The organism is Pseudooceanicola marinus (assembly GCF_020177265.1).
GTDB lineage: Bacteria > Pseudomonadota > Alphaproteobacteria > Rhodobacterales > Rhodobacteraceae > Pseudooceanicola > Pseudooceanicola marinus_A.
Genome location: NZ_JAIVMC010000003.1, coordinates 78093 through 96746, shown reverse-complemented (window position 1 = coordinate 96746; position 18654 = coordinate 78093). Strand labels below are relative to the sequence as shown.

Here is an 18654-nt window from a genome sequence, read left to right as displayed (position 1 = left end):
CGCGCCCGCTGCGCTAGGTCTGCCCCATGCCCAAGCGTTTCCGCCTGACCCGCCGCTTTCCCGCCGCCATGACCGAGGACGGCTACCGCCGCCTGCGCCGTTTCGCCCGCGAGGCCGGGCTGGACGAGGGCGAGGCGCTGTCGTTCCTGTTCGAGAATTTCGACAGCGTGACCGACGAGGAGAACCTCACCCACCGGCTGCGGGTCTTCAACTCCGAGCTGGAGGCGCGCAAGCGCTAGGGCGCCGCACTGCCCTACGGTCGCGCCTGTGGCGCTGGATCGACGCCTCCGGCGGGAGTATTTTCGACGACGTGAAGACAGGGGCGGCAGGCGCAAGCGGCTCACCGCGGCGCGAACTCGGCCCGGCCCCCCCCCTGTCCAAAGTCCGCCACACCACACCCGGGCGCCGCGCGTGATCCACCCCGGCCCGCTCCACCGGATTGGTGACCGGATCTGTCGGACCGGGGCTTCACCTCGTGCGCCCATCGGCTCTCCAGCCTGTTGCGCGGGATCCAGTCTTGGGCGAACGTCGTTAAGAGAGAGTGAAGACGGAGGAGATCCCCCTGTCTTCATCTCGTCTGAAATACTCCACGGGGGTGCGGGGGTGTGAACCCCCCCGCGGCGAAACGACTGCAAGGAGGAGACGCAGATGACCATGAAGCTGCATTGTTTCGGAGAAAGCGGCAACGCCTACAAGGCGGCCCTGCCGCTGGAGCTGTCGGGCCTGGACTGGGAGCCGGTGAAGGTCGATTTCTTCGGCGGAGAGACCCGCAGCCCGACCTATGCGGATCTGAACATCATGGCCGAGGCGCCGGTGCTGCAGGACGGCGATCTGACCCTGACCCAATCGGGGGTGATCCAGATGTACATCACTGAGAAGACCGGCAAGTTCGGCGGCAGCACACCCGAGGAGGCGCGCGAGGTGATGCGCTGGTGTTTCTGGGACAATCACAAGCTGTCCAGCCAGGCCGGCATGCTGCGCTTCCAGATGAACTTCCTGCCCGAGGACAGGCGCAACCCGGATGTCATCGCCTTCATGGGCGCGCGGCTGAAGGCCGTCTTCCGGACGCTGAACCAGGCGCTGGAGGGGCGCGACTGGCTCGTGGGCGACGAGCCGACCAATGCCGATTTCTCCTGCTGCGGCTATCTGTTCTATCCCGAGCCCTTCACCTTCGTCCGCGAGGACTGGCCGGAGATCGACCGTTGGCTGGGCAATATCGAGGCGCTGCCGGGCTGGAAGCATCCCTATGACCTGATGCCCGGCCACCCGTCCGACCGCGCGGGCTGAGCCGCGCTTTGCCGGGCGGGGCTCCCCTGCCCGGCACCGCCCCCCGGCACCGCCCCGCAGTTGACGTGGACGTGGCGGCACGTCAGCCAAACTCACGCAACGTCGCGATGGAAATACGCGGCCTCTGCCCCGAGACTGCACGCGAACGGGAGGCGGAGGAGCCTGCCCGCATTTCAAGGAAGGAGCTGAGGATCCCATGACCGAAGCCTATATCTACGATGCCGTGCGCAGCCCGCGCGGCAAGGGCCGCAACGACGGCAGCCTGCACGAGGTGACCTCGGTCGCGCTCGGCAAGCAGATGCTGAACGCGATCAAGGATCGTTCGGGCCTGGACGGCCACGCGGTCGAGGACGTGATCTGGGGCAATGCCACCCAGGCGTTCGAGCAGGGCGGCTGCCTGGCGCGGACCACCGTGCTGGCCTCGGAGCTGGACGAACGCATCCCGGGCCTGTCGATCAACCGCTTCTGCGCGTCGGGCATGGAAGCCGTGAACCTGGCCGCCAACCAGGTGAAGGGCGGCGCGGGCGAGGCCTATATCGCCGGCGGCGTCGAATGCATGTCCCGCGTGGCCATGGGCAGCGACGGCGCCGCCGTGGCCATCGACCCGACCGTTGCGATGGAAAGCTACTTCGTTCCCCAGGGCATCAGCGCCGACATCATCGCCACCGAATACGGGTTCTCGCGCGATGACGTCGACAGCTTCGCCATGGAAAGCCAGCGCCGCGCCGGTGTCGCCTGGGAGGAGAAGCGTTTCGACAAGTCGATCATCACCATCCGCGACGTGAACGGCCTGCCCATCCTGGACCATGACGAATACATGCGCCCGGGCACCGACATGCAGACGCTCGGCGGTCTGAAGCCCGCCTTCAAGGACATGGGCGAGACCATGCCCGGCTTCGACAAGGTGGCGATGCTGAAGTACCCGCACCTGGAAGCGATCAACCACGTGCACCACGCGGGCAACTCCTCGGGCATCGTGGACGGTTCGGCCGCCATCCTCGTGGGCTCCAAGGAATTCGGCGAGAAATACGGGCTGAAGCCCCGAGCCCGCATCCGCGCCACAGCCAAGATCGGCACCGATCCGACCATCATGCTGACCGGCCCCGTGCCGGCCACCGAACGCGTGCTGAAGGCCGCGGGGATGGAGATCGGCGACATCGACCTCTTCGAGGTGAACGAGGCCTTTTCCTCGGTCGTGCTGCGCTTCATGCAGGCCTTCGACGTGGATCATTCCAAGCTGAACACCTGCGGCGGTGCCATCGCCATGGGTCACCCGCTGGGCGCATCGGGCGCCATCATCATCGGCACCCTGCTGGACGAGCTGGAACGCACCGGCAAGTCCACCGGCCTGGCCACGCTTTGCGTCGCCTCGGGCATGGGCGCCGCGACCGTCATCGAACTGGTGTAAGGGAGGATCAGGACAATGGCTGAATTCACCATGGAAAAAGGCGCCGATGGCGTCGCCGTGATCACCTGGGACGTGCCGGGCAAGTCGATGAACGTGCTGAGCATGGCAGGCGCCGCCGAGCTGGACGCCGCCGTGACCGATGCGCTGGCCGATGAGGCCGTGAAGGGCATCGTCATCACCTCCGGCAAGGACACTTTCGCCGCCGGTATGGACCTGAACGTGCTGGCAGGCTTCAAGGAGCAGGGCGCCGAGGGCGTCTTCGAGGGCGTGATGTCCCTGCACCACCTGCTGCGCAAGATCGAGCGGGCGGGCATGGACCCCAAGACCCTGAAGGGCGGCAAGCCGATTGCCACCGTTCTGCCGGGCACCGCCCTTGGCATCGGTCTTGAACTGCCCCTGTCGACGCACCGCGTCTTCGCCGCCGACAACCCCAAGGCCAAGATCGGCCTGCCGGAGATTCAGGTGGGCATTTTCCCCGGATCGGGCGGCACCACGCGGCTGGTCCGCAAGCTGGGCGTCATGGGCGCCTCGCCCTTCCTGCTGCAGGCCAAGCTGAGCGACCCCAAGGGCGCCGTGAAGGCCGGCATCATCGACGAGGTGTCCGAGGATCCGATGGCCGCCGCCAAGGCCTGGGTGCTGGCGGCCAAGGACGCCGACATCGTTAAACCCTGGGACGCCAAGGGCTACAAGGTGCCGGGCGGCGCGCCCTATCACCCGGCGGGCTTCCAGACCATGGTCGGCGCCAACGCGATGATCATGGCCAACACCTGGGGCGCCTATCCCGCGCCGAAGGCGATGCTGTCGGCCGTCTATGAGGGTCTGATGGTGCCCTTCGACACCGCGCTGAAGATCGAGGCGCGCTGGTTCACCAATGTCATCATGAACCCCTCCTCGGGGAACATGATCCGCTCGCTCTTCCTCAACAAGGAAGCGCTGGAGAAGGGCGCGAACCGCCCCGAAGCGCCGGATCAGACGGTGAAGAAGCTGGGCGTGCTGGGCGCCGGCATGATGGGTGCGGGCATCGCGCTGGTCTCCGCCCAGGCGGGGATGGACGTCGTGCTGATCGACCAGACCCAGGAGGCCGCGGACAAGGGCAAGGCCTATACCGAGGCCTACCTGGACAAGGGCATCAAGCGCGGCAAGTCCACGCCCGAGAAGAAGGAAAAGGTGCTGGGCCAGATCACGGCAACGACCGATTACGCGCAGCTTGAGGGCTGTGACCTGATCATCGAGGCCGTATTCGAGGATCCGAAGGTCAAGGCCGAGATCACCAAGGCCGTCGAGGCGGTGATCCCCGAGGATTGCATCTTCGCCTCGAACACCTCGACCCTGCCGATCACCGGCCTGGCCAAGGCCAGCGCGCGGCCCGAGCAGTTCATCGGCATTCACTTCTTCTCGCCGGTGGAAAAGATGCTGCTGGTGGAGATCATCAAGGGCCGCGAGACGGGCGACCGGGCGGTGGCCAAGGCGCTGGATTACGTGCGCCAGATCCGCAAGACGCCGATCGTCGTCAATGACGAGCGGTTCTTCTACGCCAACCGCTGCATCATCCCCTACCTGAACGAAGGCGCGCGGATGGTCAGCGAGGGCGTCAGCCCGGTGCTGGTCGATCACGCGGCGCGTCTGCTGGGGATGCCCGTGGGCCCGCTGCAGCTGATCGACGAGACCTCGATCGATCTGGGCGTCAAGATCGCCAAGGCCACCAAGGAAGCCATGGGCGATGCCTACCCGGCAGATGCCAAGGGCGTCGACGACCTGATGTTCTGGATGTTCGATCTCGGCAGAAAGGGCCGCAAGTCGAACGCCGGCTTCTACGACTACGACGAGAAGGGCAAGCGCACGGGCATCTGGCCAGGTCTGGAGGAGCAATACCCCCATGCCGAAGACCAGCCCGACCTGATCGAGGTGCAGCATCGCCTGATGTTCGCCCAGGTTCTGGAAGCCGTCCGCGCGCTGGAAGAGAACGTGCTGATGGACATCCGCGAAGGTGACGTCGGCGCGATACTCGGCTGGGGCTTCGCCCCCTGGTCCGGCGGCCCCTTCGGCTGGCTCGACATGCTGGGCGCGGCCTATGCCGCCGAGCGGTGCGACCACCTGGAAGCCACCTATGGCCCGCGCTTCGCCTGCCCCGCCCTGCTGCGCGAGATGGCAGAGAAGAACCAGAGCTTCTACGGCCGCTTCGGCCCCGAGGCCAAGGCCGCTTGATCCGCGCCACAGCGCAAGTCACAGGGCCGTCCGGGAGAAATCCCGGGCGGCCTTTCTCTTGCGATCGTTAGAAAGGCGACTCTCTCTGCCCCCGTCTCCGTGGCGGAGACCCCTGCCGGGATATTTCCGGCACGGAGAAGACCAGGGCGCGACGCCTCTGCCACGCGCGGCATCGGCACCCCGTCGCGCGTGGTCCACACAGCTTTGCGAGCCCACTTTCCCAGCCGCGGCGAGACGTCTAGATTGCGGCCATGATGCATCTTATCCCCCGGCGGCGCGGCGCCCGCCCTGCCCTTCTGCTTGGCGCGCTGGCGCTGCTGGCGCCTGCCACCGCGGCGCGGGCGCATCCGCATATCTTCATCTCCACCACCTTGGTGCTGGAGATCGACGAGGAAGGCCAGTTGACGGGAATTGACGTCACCTGGGCCTATGACGAGATGTATTCCATGCTTCTGCTGGACGAGCTGTCGCTGGATCCCGACTTCGATGGCATCCTGACCGACGCCGAACTGGAGGAACTGGACGGCTACGACCTGAACTGGATGGAGGGCTTCGCCGGCGATCTCTACGTGACCGCGCCGGGCGGGCAGGATCTGGCCCTGGGGCCGCCCGAGGGGCTGGGCGTCACCTTCGAAGAGGGCGTCTATGCCAGCCGTCACCGCCGCCGCCCCGAGGCCCCGCCCGAGGCGGACGGGCTGGTGGTGAAGGCCTATGACCCGACCTTCTACACCGCCTACGACCTGCAGGGCGGCGTGTCGCTGACCGGCCCGGGGGCCTCAGCCTGCGCGTTGAACGTGACCCCGCCCGAGGTCGATGACGCCTACGAGCAGCTGGCCGCCGAGCTGGCCGAACTGCCGCCCGATGCCACAGGCTACCCGGAGGTGGGCGAGACCTTTGCCGATACGATCCGCATCCGCTGCGGAGGTGCGGAATGACCGATCACACCGCCTCTCCCGGCCTCTCCGCGCGCCGCCCGCTGGCGCTGCGCCTCTGGCGCCTGGCCCGGATCGCCGTGCCGGCACTGCTGCTGGCCGGGTTGGTCGCGCTGGCGGCCTACCTCTGGGGCTGGGGCGGCATGCGCACGCTGGAAGGCTGGGCCGCCGAGGGGCAGCGTGACGCGCAGAACGCCATGGCCGGGACCCTGCGCGCCCTGCGGGCCGGCGAGCCCGGCGCCTGGCTACTGCTGATGGGGATCTGTTTCACCTATGGCGTCTTCCACGCGGCGGGGCCGGGCCACGGGAAGATCCTGATCGGCGGCTACGGCGTCTCGCAGCGTGTCACCGCGTTGCGCCTGTCGGGACTGGCGCTGGCGTCGTCGCTGGCGCAATCGGCCACCGCCGTCCTCATGGTGGGTGCGGGCGTGCTTCTCTTCGACTGGAGCCGGGCCCATATGGTAGGCCTCGCCGAGGAGTGGCTGGCACCGCTGTCCTACGCGGCGATCGGGCTGGTCGGCCTGTGGCTGGCGCTGCGCGGGCTGCGGCACCTGTGGCAGGCAGTGCGGCGGCTGCGGCAAGATCGGACCGCGCCCTTCGCGGCCGCGGGCCACGGGCAGGACCAAGCTCACGATCACGTCCATGACCACGGCGCCGACGGCACCTGCGCCTGCGGGCACCGTCACGGGCCAACGGTGGAAGAGGCCGCCCGGCTGACCTCGGTGCGTGATGCGCTGTTGCTGATCGGCGCGGTGGCGATCCGGCCCTGCACCGGCGCGCTCTTCCTGCTGATCCTGACCTGGCGGATGGATATCTTTGCCTCCGGCGTGGCCGGGGCCTTCGCCATGGGGCTGGGGGTGGCCAGCGTCACCGTGGCGGTGGCGCTGGCCTCGGTATTTCTGCGCACCGGCGCGCTCGACAGATCCACGGAGCAGGACAGTTGGGACAAAGGGTCCGCTCCGCTTCTCGCCTTGGTCGAACTGACCGCCGGCACGCTCATCGCCTCCGCTGCCACTGGCCTTTCACTGCACGTGTTCTAACCGAGGCCCTGTTGGGGAAACGAACCGGACGGGGGACACATCCGGTCACGCAGGGCACCCGGTCAGCAGACGGGGCGAGGTTCATGCGGGCCATGCGGCCCACAGTGAGCTTGTCTGACGGGAAGATGCCGGGCCCCGCCATTCGCAAGGGGACCGGCGCCGCAGCTGGCGGCTGGATCCCTTCCGGATCCCGTTCGGCAGCCCCCCGGCCTGATGTCGTCGCGTATGCCCCGGCCCCAGCGACCCGGACGTAGCGGTGATGGCGTCCCGGCTTACCGGGACGTGCGCATTTCCTGCTGACGTGCCGCGCTGCGGCCGCCTTCCGCCTGACCACTGCGCGCCAGGGCGAAGGCCCATTTCTCTTCCAGCTCCCAGGTGATCTTCTCGATCAACTCACGGGAGGTTTCCTGGCTGAGGATGGTGTAATCGCTGGTGGCTTCCTGGCTGCGGCTGAACAGGCGGCTGAGCATGTCGCCGGCCGCCGGGCAAACGCAGAGCGCGCCGGAACTGGCGAAGATCACCTGATCTTCCTCGAACTCCAGCACGAAGACTTCGGGCGCGAAGATAGGACGACGGCGGGCGATGCCGCAGACCCCGTCCAGCGCCTCGGCGCGGATCAGGACGAAGGGATCTCCCAGCTCTTCCTCGGCGATGTCGCTTTCGACCAGGACACCCTGGCGCGGCAACAGCAGCATCTCTTCGCGGTTGCCGATGGCCCCGCGCGGCACGTGCAGCGGCTGGAAGCGCGACGGGCACGCCCCGTTGCCATCCCACAGCGCCTTGCGCTTGATGTTCTGAACGGTCTTCAGGCCGCTGTCGAAGGTCAGCACGGCATCGCCGGCTTCCAGCTCCTCGACATTGCGCCAGCCGACGGCGGTGGCCACACGTGTCCCCGCGACGATCCCGGACAACGCCGTTTCCGGCCCGAGATCCGCATCGGAGCCGTATCCCACCTCGGCCTCCTCGGATCTTCTCGACGCGTCGCGCCGTGTTTTTATGTCAAACATTCTGTCGTTTCCCGATTTCGCATTCGCCGCTTCTGCAGCTCGCTTATGACGTGCATTTCGCAATACAACTAAGACGGGTCTTGGGACGAAATCAGGCAGGAAAGGGGCAATCCACCATTTCAGGCGACAATTCTTTAATTTTGGCAAATTTGTATCCAAAGCGAGGTCAAAGCGGTCGTTTTTCGCCTTCCAGACGGTCGTATCCGAAGCGATGGATGTCTTCCGCACATAAATCGGCGATGAATTTACGATCTTCGTCGCGGTATACAAGTTGCGACTTGACATGCACGTCAACTTGATTGACGCGCGGCAGCGTCAATTGAAACCCAAGATGACGCCAAAGAGGATCAGCGTCTTCGGAAAACCGTTCCAATCGAATGAAAACACTGCATTTCTCACGTCCCGATGATTCGCGCACATAGCTGCCATAGGGCGACGATTCGAAGCTTCGGGCGATCAGCGGATCGCGGATGAAGGCACTGAAGGACAGACGCCTGGCGCGCTCCACAGCGGGGTGGGAAAACCCCTTACCCTGCAACCAAAGGTAGTAACTCGCGACCCGGTCCCAGGGGTTGCGCACCAGGGTGAAGACGAAGAAGTCGTCGATTTCCTCCGGCGTCGCCAGTCCCTCGATATCCGCCAGGGTTGAGTGCTTCCACAGCCGCCCGCGCGCTGACACGTCGCGCACCCGGTGACGTCTGCGGCGCGCCTTGGGCGTATCGCCCAGCATCACGTCGTCCTTCATCGCGCGGCTTTCCAGTGCCAGCGCCATGGAGGTGCCGCCGGTCTTGGGAATGTGAATGAAGATGTAGCGGCGCCCGCGCGATAGGATCATGGCCGGAGGCTAGCGCAGGGTGCGCCCCCGGGGAAGGCGATCACGCTGCGCAATTGCGGGTCTTCGCCGGCTCGTGCTATTGTCCGCCGAAACCAGAGGCCAGAGGCTGGATGCAAGCTCCCTTCAGAGGGGCGCGACCGCCCTCCCCCTCGATGAGCAGGCCGGACGCAATACGCCCATGACGGCATTGGAGAAGTATCAGCGGCTGGAGGCCGCCGCCCTGTGGCGCGAAGGTCCGGACGGCCAGCGCCGCGACGTGATCCTGTCGATCGGCGAGGCGACGATCACCATTTCCGATCGCCAGGACCGGCCGCTGACCCATTGGTCGATCTCTGCCCTGACCCGCGCCAACCCTGGCGCCCTGCCCGCGATCTATCACCCCGACGGCGACCCGGACGAAACGCTGGAGCTGGCCGAGGACGAGGGGCAGATGATCGACGCGCTGGAACAGCTGCGCAGCGCCGTCGCCCGCCGCCGTCCCCAGAAGGGGCGTGTGCGCCTGGGCGTCGTGGGGGGCTTCGCCGCCGGCATCCTGGCGCTTGGCCTGTTCTGGCTGCCCGGCGCGCTGCAATCGCATGCCCTGTCAGTACTGCCGCAGGTGAAGCGCGACGAAATCGGGCGCAAGCTTTTCGACGAGGTGCAGACCCTGACCGGCCCGCCCTGCGCCGGCCCGGGTGGCGCCGAGGCGCTGGCCCTGCTGGCCAGCCGGATCACCCCCGAGGGCGGCACGCCGCCCGACCTCTACGTCATGCGCACTGGCTTGCGGGACAGCCTGCATCTGCCCGGCAACCTGCTGCTGCTGTCGCGCAGCGTGGTGGAGGATTACGAGGATCCGGAGATCGCCGCGGGCTTCGTCGTGGCCGAGTACCTGCGCGCCCGCGCCCAGGATCCGGTGGACCGCCTGCTGGACGAAGCCGGTACGGGCGCCGTGCTGCGCCTGCTGACCACGGGCGAGCTGACCCAGGAGACCCTGGGCGACCACGCCCGCACCCTGGTCAGCGCCGAACCACGCGCCCTGCCCGCCGATGCCCTGATTGCAGGCTTTGCCGCTGCCGGCATCCAGACCCGCCCCTATGGCTATGCGGTGGACATCACCGGCGAAAGCACCCTGCCCCTGATCGAGGCGGACCCCTACCCCTCCGGCGCGCCTGAACCCGTCCTGCGCGACAGCGACTGGCTGCGCCTGCAGGCGATCTGCGGCGGCTGAGGCACGGGCACCTTCCCCTTCGGCAAAAGAAAAAGGACCGTGCAGCGCGCGGTCCTCTTGTCGTTTTTCCGGTCGGGGTCCCGTCCTGCTAGCCCGGGCGTCAGTTCCGCGGGAAGGCGTCGTCGAAGCCCGCGCGCCGCGCCGCCGACAGGGCATGGGCCATGTCCGCCTCGGAGCCGAAGGGCCCGAGCAGCACCACGTTGTAGCGCCCGCTGTTGACGACCCGGCCCCCATAGGCCCCGAAGGCGCGCGCCGTGCTGCTGGCATTGCCGGCCTCGGCAAAGCTGCCCACCTGAACATAGCGATAGGCCGCCGCCCGCTGTACCTGCGCGGGCCTGGCCGGGGCCGCGGCCGGCGCACGGGTCTGGGTCGAGATCACCGGCCCCGTCACCCGCCCGGTCTGCCCGGAGCGAAGGTGCGGAAACTGCGCGGTCACGTCGCGCCCCGTGCGGACCTCGACCAGGCGGCGTGGCACGGTGTTGGTCCAGATCAGCTCCATCCGGGCCTTGCCGTCAAAGGTCTGTTCCGCGCGATGCGGGTTCAGGCGACCGTCGTCGAAGACGCGCTGGTAGCCCTCGGGTACCTGCGGAGCGTTGGCGCCCTGCGCCACGTAACGGTTCTCGTAGACATGCTTGGGCACCACCCGGGTGTCCGACGGCACCTGCCCCGGTTTCACCACCTGCGCGGGCGGCGTCACGACGACAGCGCCCGAGGGGCGGCGGTAGCTGGTGGTCTGCATCTGCGGCGGGGTGTAGCCCGAGGGGCCGCAGCTGATCTCGTAGGGGCCGGGACGGACATACTTCTGTCCGACGGCGGACAGGTTCGGGCAGGCCGTCGTGCCGGAGCTGGGCGCGGGGCGGACCACCTGGGGCCGCGGTGCCGGGGTGATCGCGGCGGGCAGCACGGGGCGCCGTTCGGTCACCGGACGGGCGGCATAGCGGACGCCGCCGCTGCTGGCCGGGCGCGTCGTCCGCGGCACCTGCGCGCTTTGCGTCGCGGCCCGGGTCTGCTGCGCAGCCGGCGTCCGCACGGCGGGCGCCGCTGATGTCTTAGCCGTCTCCGCCCGCGCCTGCACGGAGGCGGCAGGGGCCGGTTCGGGCGCGGTATTCTCGGGCCGGGCGGCGGTGATCGTCACCGGGGCCGCATCGGCGGAGGCGCCGCCGGGCGCGGCGGTGCTTGTGCCGGCGACCTGGGTCGGCTGGTAGCCGCAGACCACCTTGCGGTCGCGACTGACGCGCGGCACCCAGGTGGTCGAGCCGTCGACGCCCGCGCGGATGTAGATGCAGCCCTCGCTGTCCACATACTGACTGCCCCGGAAGGAGGCCGGCGGATATTCCGCCGGGCCGTCATCGCGACGCAGGCTCTGTGCCGACCCCGCGACGGGATCGAGCAGCAGGCCAAGGGCCAGGCAGGCAAAGGGCAGATAGGTCTTGTGCAGCAGCTTCATCGTGTCCCCCGACAGATGCTCGCCCGACTCTGCCGCAGGTCACGGCCCGAGTAAAGCCGGGATGGCTTATTTTGTGCCGAACATGCGGTCGCCCGCATCCCCTAGGCCCGGAACGATATAGCCATGCTCATTCAGCTTCTCATCCAGCGCGGCGGTGACGATCGGCACATCCGGGTGCGCCTCCTTCATCCGGGCCACGCCCTCGGGCGCCGCCAGCAGGCAGAGGAAGCGGATGTTCGTCGCACCGGCCTTCTTCAGCAGGTCGATCGCCGCGACGGAGCTGTTGCCGGTCGCCAGCATCGGATCGACGGCGATCACGAGGCGGTCTTCCAGGTGCTCGGGCACCTTGAAGTAGTATTGCACCGGCTGCAGCGTTTCCTCGTCGCGGTAGAGGCCGACGAAGCCCACGCGGGCCGCAGGCACCAGTTCCAGGATGCCGTCCAGCAGACCGTTGCCAGCCCGCAGGATCGAGATCAGCGCCAGCTTCTTGCCGTCCAGCAGCGGCGCATCCATTTCCTGCATCGGCGTCTGGATGGTCTTCGTCGTCATCTCCAGCTCGCGGGTGACTTCATAGGCCAGCAGCTGGGAAATCTCGCGCAGCAGCTGGCGGAACTTCGCGGTAGAGGTCTCCTGCTCGCGCATCAGGGTCAGCTTGTGCTGCACCAGCGGGTGGGTGACGACGGTCAGATGATCGGTCATGCGGAGATCTCCAGGCGTTTGGCGAGTGTGTCTTTGGTGGCTTGGTCGCAGAAGGCGGCATCCAGGGCGGTCCGGGTGATCTGGGCGAAGACCTCCTCCTCCCAGCCGAAGGCATGATGCAACGCTTCGTATTCCTTCGCCATGGTGGTATGGAAGAAGGGCGGGTCATCGGTGGACACGGTGACCTTCACGCCGCGTTCGCGCAGCATCTCGATGGGGTGGCGGGAAACGTCGGGGTAGATCCCCAGGGTGACGTTGGAACCGGGGCAAACCTCCAGCACCACGCCCTCTTCCGCCAGGCGGTCGACCAGTTCCAGGTCCTCGATGGCGCGCACGCCGTGGCCGATGCGCGCAGGCCGCAGTGCCTCCAGCGCGTCGCGCACGGATTGCGGTCCGCCCCATTCGCCCGCGTGGGCAGTCAGGGCCAGCTCTGCCTCGCGGGCCATGTCGAAGCTGTAGGCGAAGTCACGGGGCTTGCCCGCCTTCTCATCCCCGGCAATGCCGAAGCCGACGATCCAGTCGCCCGCGGTCTCGGCGGCGCAGAGCGCGGTTTCCTTGGCCTTGTCGGGGCCGAAGTGGCGGATGCAGGTGACGATGCCCCGGGTGACGATCCCCATGTCGCGTTCGGCTGCGTCGGCGGCCTCGCGGATGGCATGCAGGTATTCGCGCCAGGCCCCCACGTCCCGATCGCCGCAGAAATCGGGAGACAGGAAGGTCTCGGTGTAGATCACACCCGAGGCGGCGCTTTCCTCCAGCACGGCAGTGGTCAGACGCGCGTAATCCTCCGGCGTCTTCAGCACCGAGGTCGCGGCCTCGTAGACCTGAAGGAAGTGCCAGAAGTCGTCGTAGGCGTAATGGCCCCTCTCGTCGAACACCTTGTCGATGTTCACCTTCTTCTCGGAGGCCAGGCCCCGGATGAAGGCAGGCGGCGCCGCGCCTTCATGGTGCAGGTGCAGTTCCAGCTTGGGGATGGCGGCGAAATCGGCACCCTCTTGGGCGAGGCTCATATCAGGCTCCTGCCCGGCCCCTCGGCCGGGATCGACAGATGCGCGGCCACGGTCGCGGCCACGTCGGTGAACTGGCACAGGCCCGGAGAAAGCTCCCCCGCCCCGTCGAGACCGGCGATCAGCACCGGCACGCGTTCGCGGGTGTGGTCCGATCCGGTCCAGCTGGGGTCGTTGCCATGATCGGCGGTCACCAGCAGCAGGTCGCCAGGGCGCAGCGCCGCGATCACCTGGCCGATCCGGGCGTCGAACCATTCCAGCGCGCGGGCATATCCCGAAATATCGCGCCGATGTCCATAGAGGCTGTCGAATTCCACGAAATTGGCAAAGGTCAGGGAGCCGTCCTGCGCCTCTCCCAGCAGCCGGTCGAGGTGGTCCATCAGCTCGGCGTCCGAGCCTTTCACCACGTCATCGATGCCGGCCATCGAGAAGATGTCGCCGATCTTGCCCACGGCATGCACCTTGCGTCCCGCCGCCTGCGCCCAGTCGCACAGGCCCGGACTTGGCAGGGCCACCGCATAGTCGCGGCGGTTGCCGGTGCGGGTGAACTGGCCGGGCGTGCCGACGAAGGGGCGGGAAATGACGCGCCCCACCTTCATCGCATGCAGGGTCGGCGCCAGATCCTTGCAGAGCTTCTGCAGGCGGTCGTTGCCGAAGCTCTCCTCATGCGCGGCGATCTGGAAGACGCTGTCGGCGGAGGTGTAGCAAATCGGTTTGCCCGTCCGCATGTGCTCCTCCCCCAGTTCCGCGATGATCTGCGTGCCCGAGGCATGGCAGTTGCCCAGGATGCCGTCGGTGCCCGCCAACGCGCAGACCTTCGCCACCAGCTCCTCCGGGAAGGCCGGCTGGGTGTCGGGGAAATAGTGCCAGTCCCAGGGCACCGGCACCCCCGCCAGTTCCCAGTGGCCCGAGGGCGTATCCTTGCCGGGCGACACCTCGGCGGCGGCGGCGTAGTGCCCCGTCACCTCGGCCTCGACACCCGGTGCCACGGCGCCGGAGGCCAGCTTCACGGCTTCGCCCAGGCCAAGCGCGGCCAGGTTGGGCAGGGACAGCGTGCCACTGCGCCCTTCCTCGGCGCGGCCGGAGGCACAGGCCTCGGCGATATGGGCCAGGGTGTTGGCGCCGGTGTCGGGAGAGGAGCCGTTGAAGAAGCGGTCGGCATCTGGCGCACCGCCGATGCCGACGCTGTCCATGACGACGAGAAAGGCGCGGGTCATGCGGTGATCCTTTGCAGAACCAGCGGCGCCGGGGCGGGCGCTGTGGTGGTCTCGGAAATGGTGATGGCGGCGCGCACCTCGGCCACGGCGGCCTCTGCCGCCTCGATCCGTGCGGCATGGACGCGGGCCAGCACCTGTCCCTTCTCCACCGGCTGGCCGATGCGCACCAGGTCCGACAGCCCGACCGAGGGTTCGATCCGGTCGCTTTCCACCTGGCGCCCGCCACCCAGGGCGACGACCGACAGGCCCAGGGCCTCGCCATCCATGGCGGTGACATGACCGGGACCCCCAGCCGTGACCTCTAGGATCACGTTGGCTTCGGGCAGCAGGCGCTGCCAGTCCTCGGCAAAGCGGACAGGGCCGCCCATCAGGGCCACCATGCGCCCGAACCGCTCCATCGCCGCGCCGCTGCTCAGCGCCTCTTCCAGCTTCACCGCACCCTCTTCCGGCGTGGCGGCCAGGCCGCCCTGCACCAGAAGGCCCGCGCCCAGGGCGATGGACAGCTCCGCCAGCCGCCCGCGTTTCGTGCCAGAGAGCACCGCCATGCTTTCCGCCACCTCCAGCGCATTGCCAAGGGCGGGCGCCAGGGGCTGGCTCATGTCCGTCAGCAGGGCCTCGGTCGGGCAACCGGCGGCATTGGCGGTGGAGACCAGGGCGCGGGCCAACTGCGCCGCGTCCTCCTCGGTCTTCATGAAGGCGCCCGCGCCGCATTTCACGTCCAGCACCAGCGCATCCAGCCCCGCCGCCAGCTTCTTCGACAGGATCGAGGCGGTGATCAGATCGAGGCTTTCGACCGTGCCGGTCACGTCCCGGATCGAGTAGAGCCGCCGGTCAGCCGGCGCGATGTCGGTGGAGGCGGCAACGATGGCGCAGCCTGCCTCCGCCGTCACGCCGCGAAAGGCTGTTTCCGTCAGCTCGGTCGACAGGCCCGGGATCGCCTCCAGCTTGTCCAGCGTGCCGCCCGTATGCCCCAGCCCCCGGCCCGAGATCATCGGGACGTAGGCGCCGCAGGCCGCCAGCATCGGTGCCAGAACGAGGGAGACGCAATCGCCCACCCCGCCGGTGGAATGCTTGTCCAGCGCGGGCGCGGGCAGATCCCAGCTCAGCACCCGGCCCGAATCGCGCATGGCCCGGGTCAGGGCCACCCGCCCCTCCTCGCCCAGCCCGCGCAGCAGCACGGCCATGGCGAAGGCGCCCGCCTGGGCGTCGGTCACGGTGCCGTCCGCCAGCCCTTGGGCGAACCAGCGGATCTCGCCGTCGCGCGGCACATGGCCGTCGCGCAGCGTGGCGATGATGTGGCGCGAGTCCATGATCAGTCTTTCATGTGGTCCTTGGTGAACTTGCCCGGCAGCAGGTCGGCCAGCGTCGTCTCCAGCCGGTCGCCGGTCAGCGTGTACATGGTCACCTTGATGTCGGGCTTGCCGAACTCCGCCAGCTTCTGCCGGCAGCCACCGCAGGGGGGCACGGGGGCGGTGGCATCAGCGATGACCGCGACCTCGACGATCTCCGTCTCGCCGCCCGCGACCATGGCGGCCAGGGCGCCGGCCTCCGCACAGGTGCCTTCCGGGTAGGCCACGTTTTCCACGTTGCAGCCCGAATAGATCGCGCCCGAGGGCGTGCGCACGGCGGCACCGACCTTGAACCGGGAATAGGGGGCATAGGCCTTTTCGTAGACGGCCGTTGCCGCCGTAAGCAGATCCTTCATCACTGTCTCCCGTGATCTTCACTGTCCTGAAACATCGGCACGCGACAAGCGGCGCGCCGGCATTGTTCGGCGCAGTCTTTCGGGGGCTGCCGGGGTTTGCAAGGGGGGACCCCTCGGCAGGGCAGGTCCGGGCCGGACAAACCGGCGGAATGCCCCTGCGTCAGGGGCAGGACCAAAGGCGGGGCTTCCCCCCGGCGCCAAGATAGTTTAACGCCAAACTACTTTTCGGAGAGAGAGGCACGACATGTCCGACACCGGCCCGAACACCGACAAATCGACCTTCCGCGCCGCCGCCCTAGGCTACCACGAGAACCCCAAGCCCGGGAAACTGGAAGTGCGCGCGACCAAGCCGCTGGCCAATGGCCGCGACCTGTCTCTGGCCTATTCCCCCGGCGTGGCCGAGGCCTGCCTGGAGATCAAGGCGGACGTGCAGGCCGCCTCGCGCTACACCTCGCGCGGCAATCTGGTGGCCGTGGTGTCCAACGGCTCTGCCGTTCTGGGCCTGGGCAACATCGGCGCGCTGGCGTCGAAACCGGTGATGGAAGGCAAGGCCGTCCTCTTCAAGAAGTTCGCCGGCATCGACTGTTTCGACATCGAAGTGAACGAGCCTGACCCCGAGAAGCTGGCCGAAATCGTCTGCGCGCTGGAGCCGACCTTCGGCGCGATCAACCTCGAAGACATCAAGGCGCCCGACTGTTTCATCGTGGAAAAGCTGTGCCGCGAGCGGATGAACATCCCCGTCTTCCATGACGACCAGCACGGCACCGCCATCGTCGTCGGCGCCGCCGCCACCAACGCGCTGCGCGTGGCCGGCAAGAAATTCGAGGACATCAAGATCGTCTCCACGGGTGGCGGTGCGGCGGGCATCGCCTGTCTGAACATGCTGCTGAAGCTGGGGGTGAAGCGCGAAAACGTCTGGCTCTGCGATATCCACGGGCTGGTCCACGAGGGCCGCGAAGAGGACATGAACCCGCAGAAGGCCGCCTTCGCGCAGCCCTCCGACAAGCGATCGCTGGAGGAGGTGATCGAGGGCGCGGACATGTTCCTTGGCCTCTCCGGCCCCGGCGTGCTGAAGCCCGAGCTGGTGCAGAAGATGACGGCGCGTCCGATCATCTTCGCCCTGGCCAACCCCACCCCCGAGATCATGCCGGACGAGGCCCGCGCCGTCGCCCCCGATGCGATCATCGCCACGGGCCGCAGCGATTTTCCCAACCAGGTCAACAACGTCCTGTGCTTCCCCTTCATCTTCAGGGGCGCGCTGGACGTGGGCGCGACCGAGATCAACGACGAGATGCAGATCGCCTGCATCGAGGGGATCGCGGCGCTGGCCCGGGCCACCACCTCGGCCGAGGTGTCCGCCGCCTACCAGGGGGAACGGCTGACCTTCGGCGCCGACTACCTGATCCCGAAACCCTTTGATCCGCGCCTCTCGGGCGTGGTTTCGGTGGCCGTGGCGAAGGCCGCGATGGAAACCGGCGTGGCGACGCGCCCGATCGAGGACATGGGCGCCTACAAGGCGAAGCTGAACTCGTCGGTCTTCAAGTCCGCCCTGCTGATGCGACCGGTCTTCGAGGCCGCCAGCACCGCCGCGCGGCGCATCGTCTTTGCCGACGGTGAAGATGACCGCGTGCTGCGCGCCGCGCAGGCCATCCTGGAAGAGACCCCGGAGCAGCCGATCCTGATCGGCCGCCCGGACGTGATCGCCGCGCGCTGCGAACGCGCCGGGCTGACCGTCCGCCCGGGCGAGGATTTCCACGTGGTGAACCCGGAAAACGACCCGCGCTATCGCGACTACTGGCAGACCTATCACAAGATCATGGCGCGTCGTGGCGTGACCCCGGACCTGGCCAAAGCGATCATGCGCACCAACACCACCGCCATCGGCGCGGTGATGGTCCATCGCGGCGAGGCCGACAGCCTGATCTGCGGCACCTTCGGCGAATACCGCTGGCACCTGAAGTACATCGAACAGATCCTGGGCCGGCCCGATCGTACGCCGCACGGCGCCCTGTCGCTGATGATCATGGAAGACGGGCCGCTGTTCCTGGCCGATACCCATGTCTGGTCCGACCCCACGGCGGAAGAGATCGCGCAATCCGCCATCGGCGCCGCGCGGCACGTCAAACGGTTCGGCCTGGTGCCCCAGATCGCCCTGTGCGGCCGGTCGCAGTTCGGCAACCAGGACACGGAAACCGCACGCCGCCTGCGCGGCGCGATGGAGATCCTGGACGCCAAGCCCCGCGATTTCGCCTACGAGGGCGAGATGAACGTGGACACGGCCCTGGATCCGGAGCTGCGTGATCGTGTCCTGCCCGGTGCGCGCATCCAGGGGCCCGCCAACGTGCTGGTCTTCGGCCAGGCCGATGCGGCCTCGGGCGTGCGCAACATCCTGAAGATGAAGGGCGGCGCGCTGGAAGTGGGGCCGATCCTGATGGGCATGGGTAACTGCGCCCATATCGTCAGCCCCTCGATCACCGCGCGCGGACTGCTGAACATGGCCGCCATCGCCGGCACCCCGGTGGCGCACTACGGCTGATCCCGGCGGCTGTCCCGGCCCGAATCCCTGCGCGGCAGATATGCCTTTCGCCGCGCAGGATTTGCAGGTGGGACTTTGCAGACTTTGCAAAACCCCACTGACTTTGCCGATTTCTGCATAGACCC

Annotated in this window: 16 protein-coding genes; 8 read left to right on the top strand and 8 right to left on the bottom strand. The window is 67.8% G+C overall.

The annotated features are described in order from the left end of the window. Positions 1 to 26: 26 nt before the first annotated feature. The 6 genes from LC066_RS05130 (at position 27) to LC066_RS05105 (ending at position 6872) form a co-directional block, all read left to right on the top strand. Positions 27 to 239, top strand: coding sequence for a hypothetical protein (locus LC066_RS05130; protein ID WP_224896948.1), 213 nt, complete (start codon positions 27 to 29; stop codon positions 237 to 239). Between the two features lie 409 nt (positions 240 to 648). Next, positions 649 to 1287, top strand: a complete 639-nt coding sequence (locus LC066_RS05125) for a glutathione S-transferase family protein (protein ID WP_224896946.1) — start codon at positions 649 to 651, stop codon at positions 1285 to 1287. A gap of 196 nt (positions 1288 to 1483) precedes the next feature. Next, a complete protein-coding gene (locus tag LC066_RS05120; protein WP_224896944.1) occupies positions 1484 to 2695 on the top strand; it encodes an acetyl-CoA C-acetyltransferase in 1212 nt (403 codons plus the stop codon). Positions 2696 to 2710: 15 nt separating this feature from the next. Next, the gene (locus tag LC066_RS05115; RefSeq protein WP_224896942.1) at positions 2711 to 4900 is read left to right on the top strand and encodes a 3-hydroxyacyl-CoA dehydrogenase NAD-binding domain-containing protein; all 2190 of its coding nucleotides are present in this window, start codon (positions 2711 to 2713) and stop codon (positions 4898 to 4900) included. A 251-nt stretch (positions 4901 to 5151) separates the two neighbouring features. Continuing rightward, positions 5152 to 5835 carry a DUF1007 family protein gene (locus LC066_RS05110; RefSeq protein ID WP_224896940.1) on the top strand — a complete coding sequence of 228 codons (684 nt, stop codon included), beginning with the start codon at positions 5152 to 5154 and terminating at the stop codon, positions 5833 to 5835. After that, positions 5832 to 6872 carry a nickel/cobalt transporter gene (locus tag LC066_RS05105; protein ID WP_224896938.1) on the top strand — a complete coding sequence of 347 codons (1041 nt, stop codon included), beginning with the start codon at positions 5832 to 5834 and terminating at the stop codon, positions 6870 to 6872. The genes LC066_RS05110 and LC066_RS05105 overlap by 4 nt, the downstream gene beginning before the upstream one ends. 272 nt (positions 6873 to 7144) lie before the next feature. On the opposite strand, the gene LC066_RS05100 is transcribed toward LC066_RS05105, so the two are convergent. Both LC066_RS05100 and LC066_RS05095 read right to left on the bottom strand, forming a co-directional pair. Further along, positions 7145 to 7879, bottom strand: a complete 735-nt coding sequence (locus tag LC066_RS05100) for a Hint domain-containing protein (protein ID WP_222476546.1) — start codon at positions 7877 to 7879, stop codon at positions 7145 to 7147. 166 nt (positions 7880 to 8045) lie between these two features. After that, a complete protein-coding gene (locus tag LC066_RS05095; RefSeq protein ID WP_224896936.1) occupies positions 8046 to 8714 on the bottom strand; it encodes a sulfotransferase family 2 domain-containing protein in 669 nt (222 codons plus the stop codon). Positions 8715 to 8892: 178 nt separating this feature from the next. Between LC066_RS05095 and LC066_RS05090 the strand changes: the two genes are divergently transcribed. Next, the gene (locus LC066_RS05090) at positions 8893 to 9921 is read left to right on the top strand and encodes a hypothetical protein (RefSeq protein WP_224896934.1); all 1029 of its coding nucleotides are present in this window, start codon (positions 8893 to 8895) and stop codon (positions 9919 to 9921) included. 100 nt (positions 9922 to 10021) lie between these two features. On the opposite strand, the gene LC066_RS05085 is transcribed toward LC066_RS05090, so the two are convergent. The 6 genes from LC066_RS05085 to LC066_RS05060 form a co-directional block, all read right to left on the bottom strand. Next, a complete protein-coding gene (locus LC066_RS05085) occupies positions 10022 to 11368 on the bottom strand; it encodes an SPOR domain-containing protein (protein ID WP_224896933.1) in 1347 nt (448 codons plus the stop codon). A 66-nt stretch (positions 11369 to 11434) separates the two neighbouring features. Continuing rightward, positions 11435 to 12067: a uracil phosphoribosyltransferase gene (gene upp / locus LC066_RS05080; protein ID WP_085886254.1), complete on the bottom strand. Its 633-nt coding sequence runs from the start codon at positions 12065 to 12067 to the stop codon at positions 11435 to 11437. Continuing rightward, a complete protein-coding gene (locus LC066_RS05075; RefSeq protein ID WP_224896931.1) occupies positions 12064 to 13074 on the bottom strand; it encodes an adenosine deaminase in 1011 nt (336 codons plus the stop codon). Before LC066_RS05075 ends, upp begins: the two co-directional genes overlap by 4 nt. Further along, a complete protein-coding gene (locus tag LC066_RS05070) occupies positions 13071 to 14288 on the bottom strand; it encodes a phosphopentomutase (protein WP_224896929.1) in 1218 nt (405 codons plus the stop codon). The genes LC066_RS05075 and LC066_RS05070 overlap by 4 nt, the downstream gene beginning before the upstream one ends. Beyond that, entirely contained in the window at positions 14285 to 15598 is a 1314-nt protein-coding gene (locus LC066_RS05065; protein WP_224896927.1) for a thymidine phosphorylase, read from the bottom strand. The genes LC066_RS05070 and LC066_RS05065 overlap by 4 nt, the downstream gene beginning before the upstream one ends. 2 nt (positions 15599 to 15600) lie before the next feature. Further along, the gene (locus LC066_RS05060) at positions 15601 to 15993 is read right to left on the bottom strand and encodes a cytidine deaminase (protein ID WP_085886258.1); all 393 of its coding nucleotides are present in this window, start codon (positions 15991 to 15993) and stop codon (positions 15601 to 15603) included. A gap of 244 nt (positions 15994 to 16237) precedes the next feature. On the opposite strand from LC066_RS05060, the gene LC066_RS05055 reads away from it, so the two are divergent. After that, entirely contained in the window at positions 16238 to 18529 is a 2292-nt protein-coding gene (locus LC066_RS05055) for an NADP-dependent malic enzyme (protein WP_224896924.1), read from the top strand. Positions 18530 to 18654: the final 125 nt, after the last annotated feature.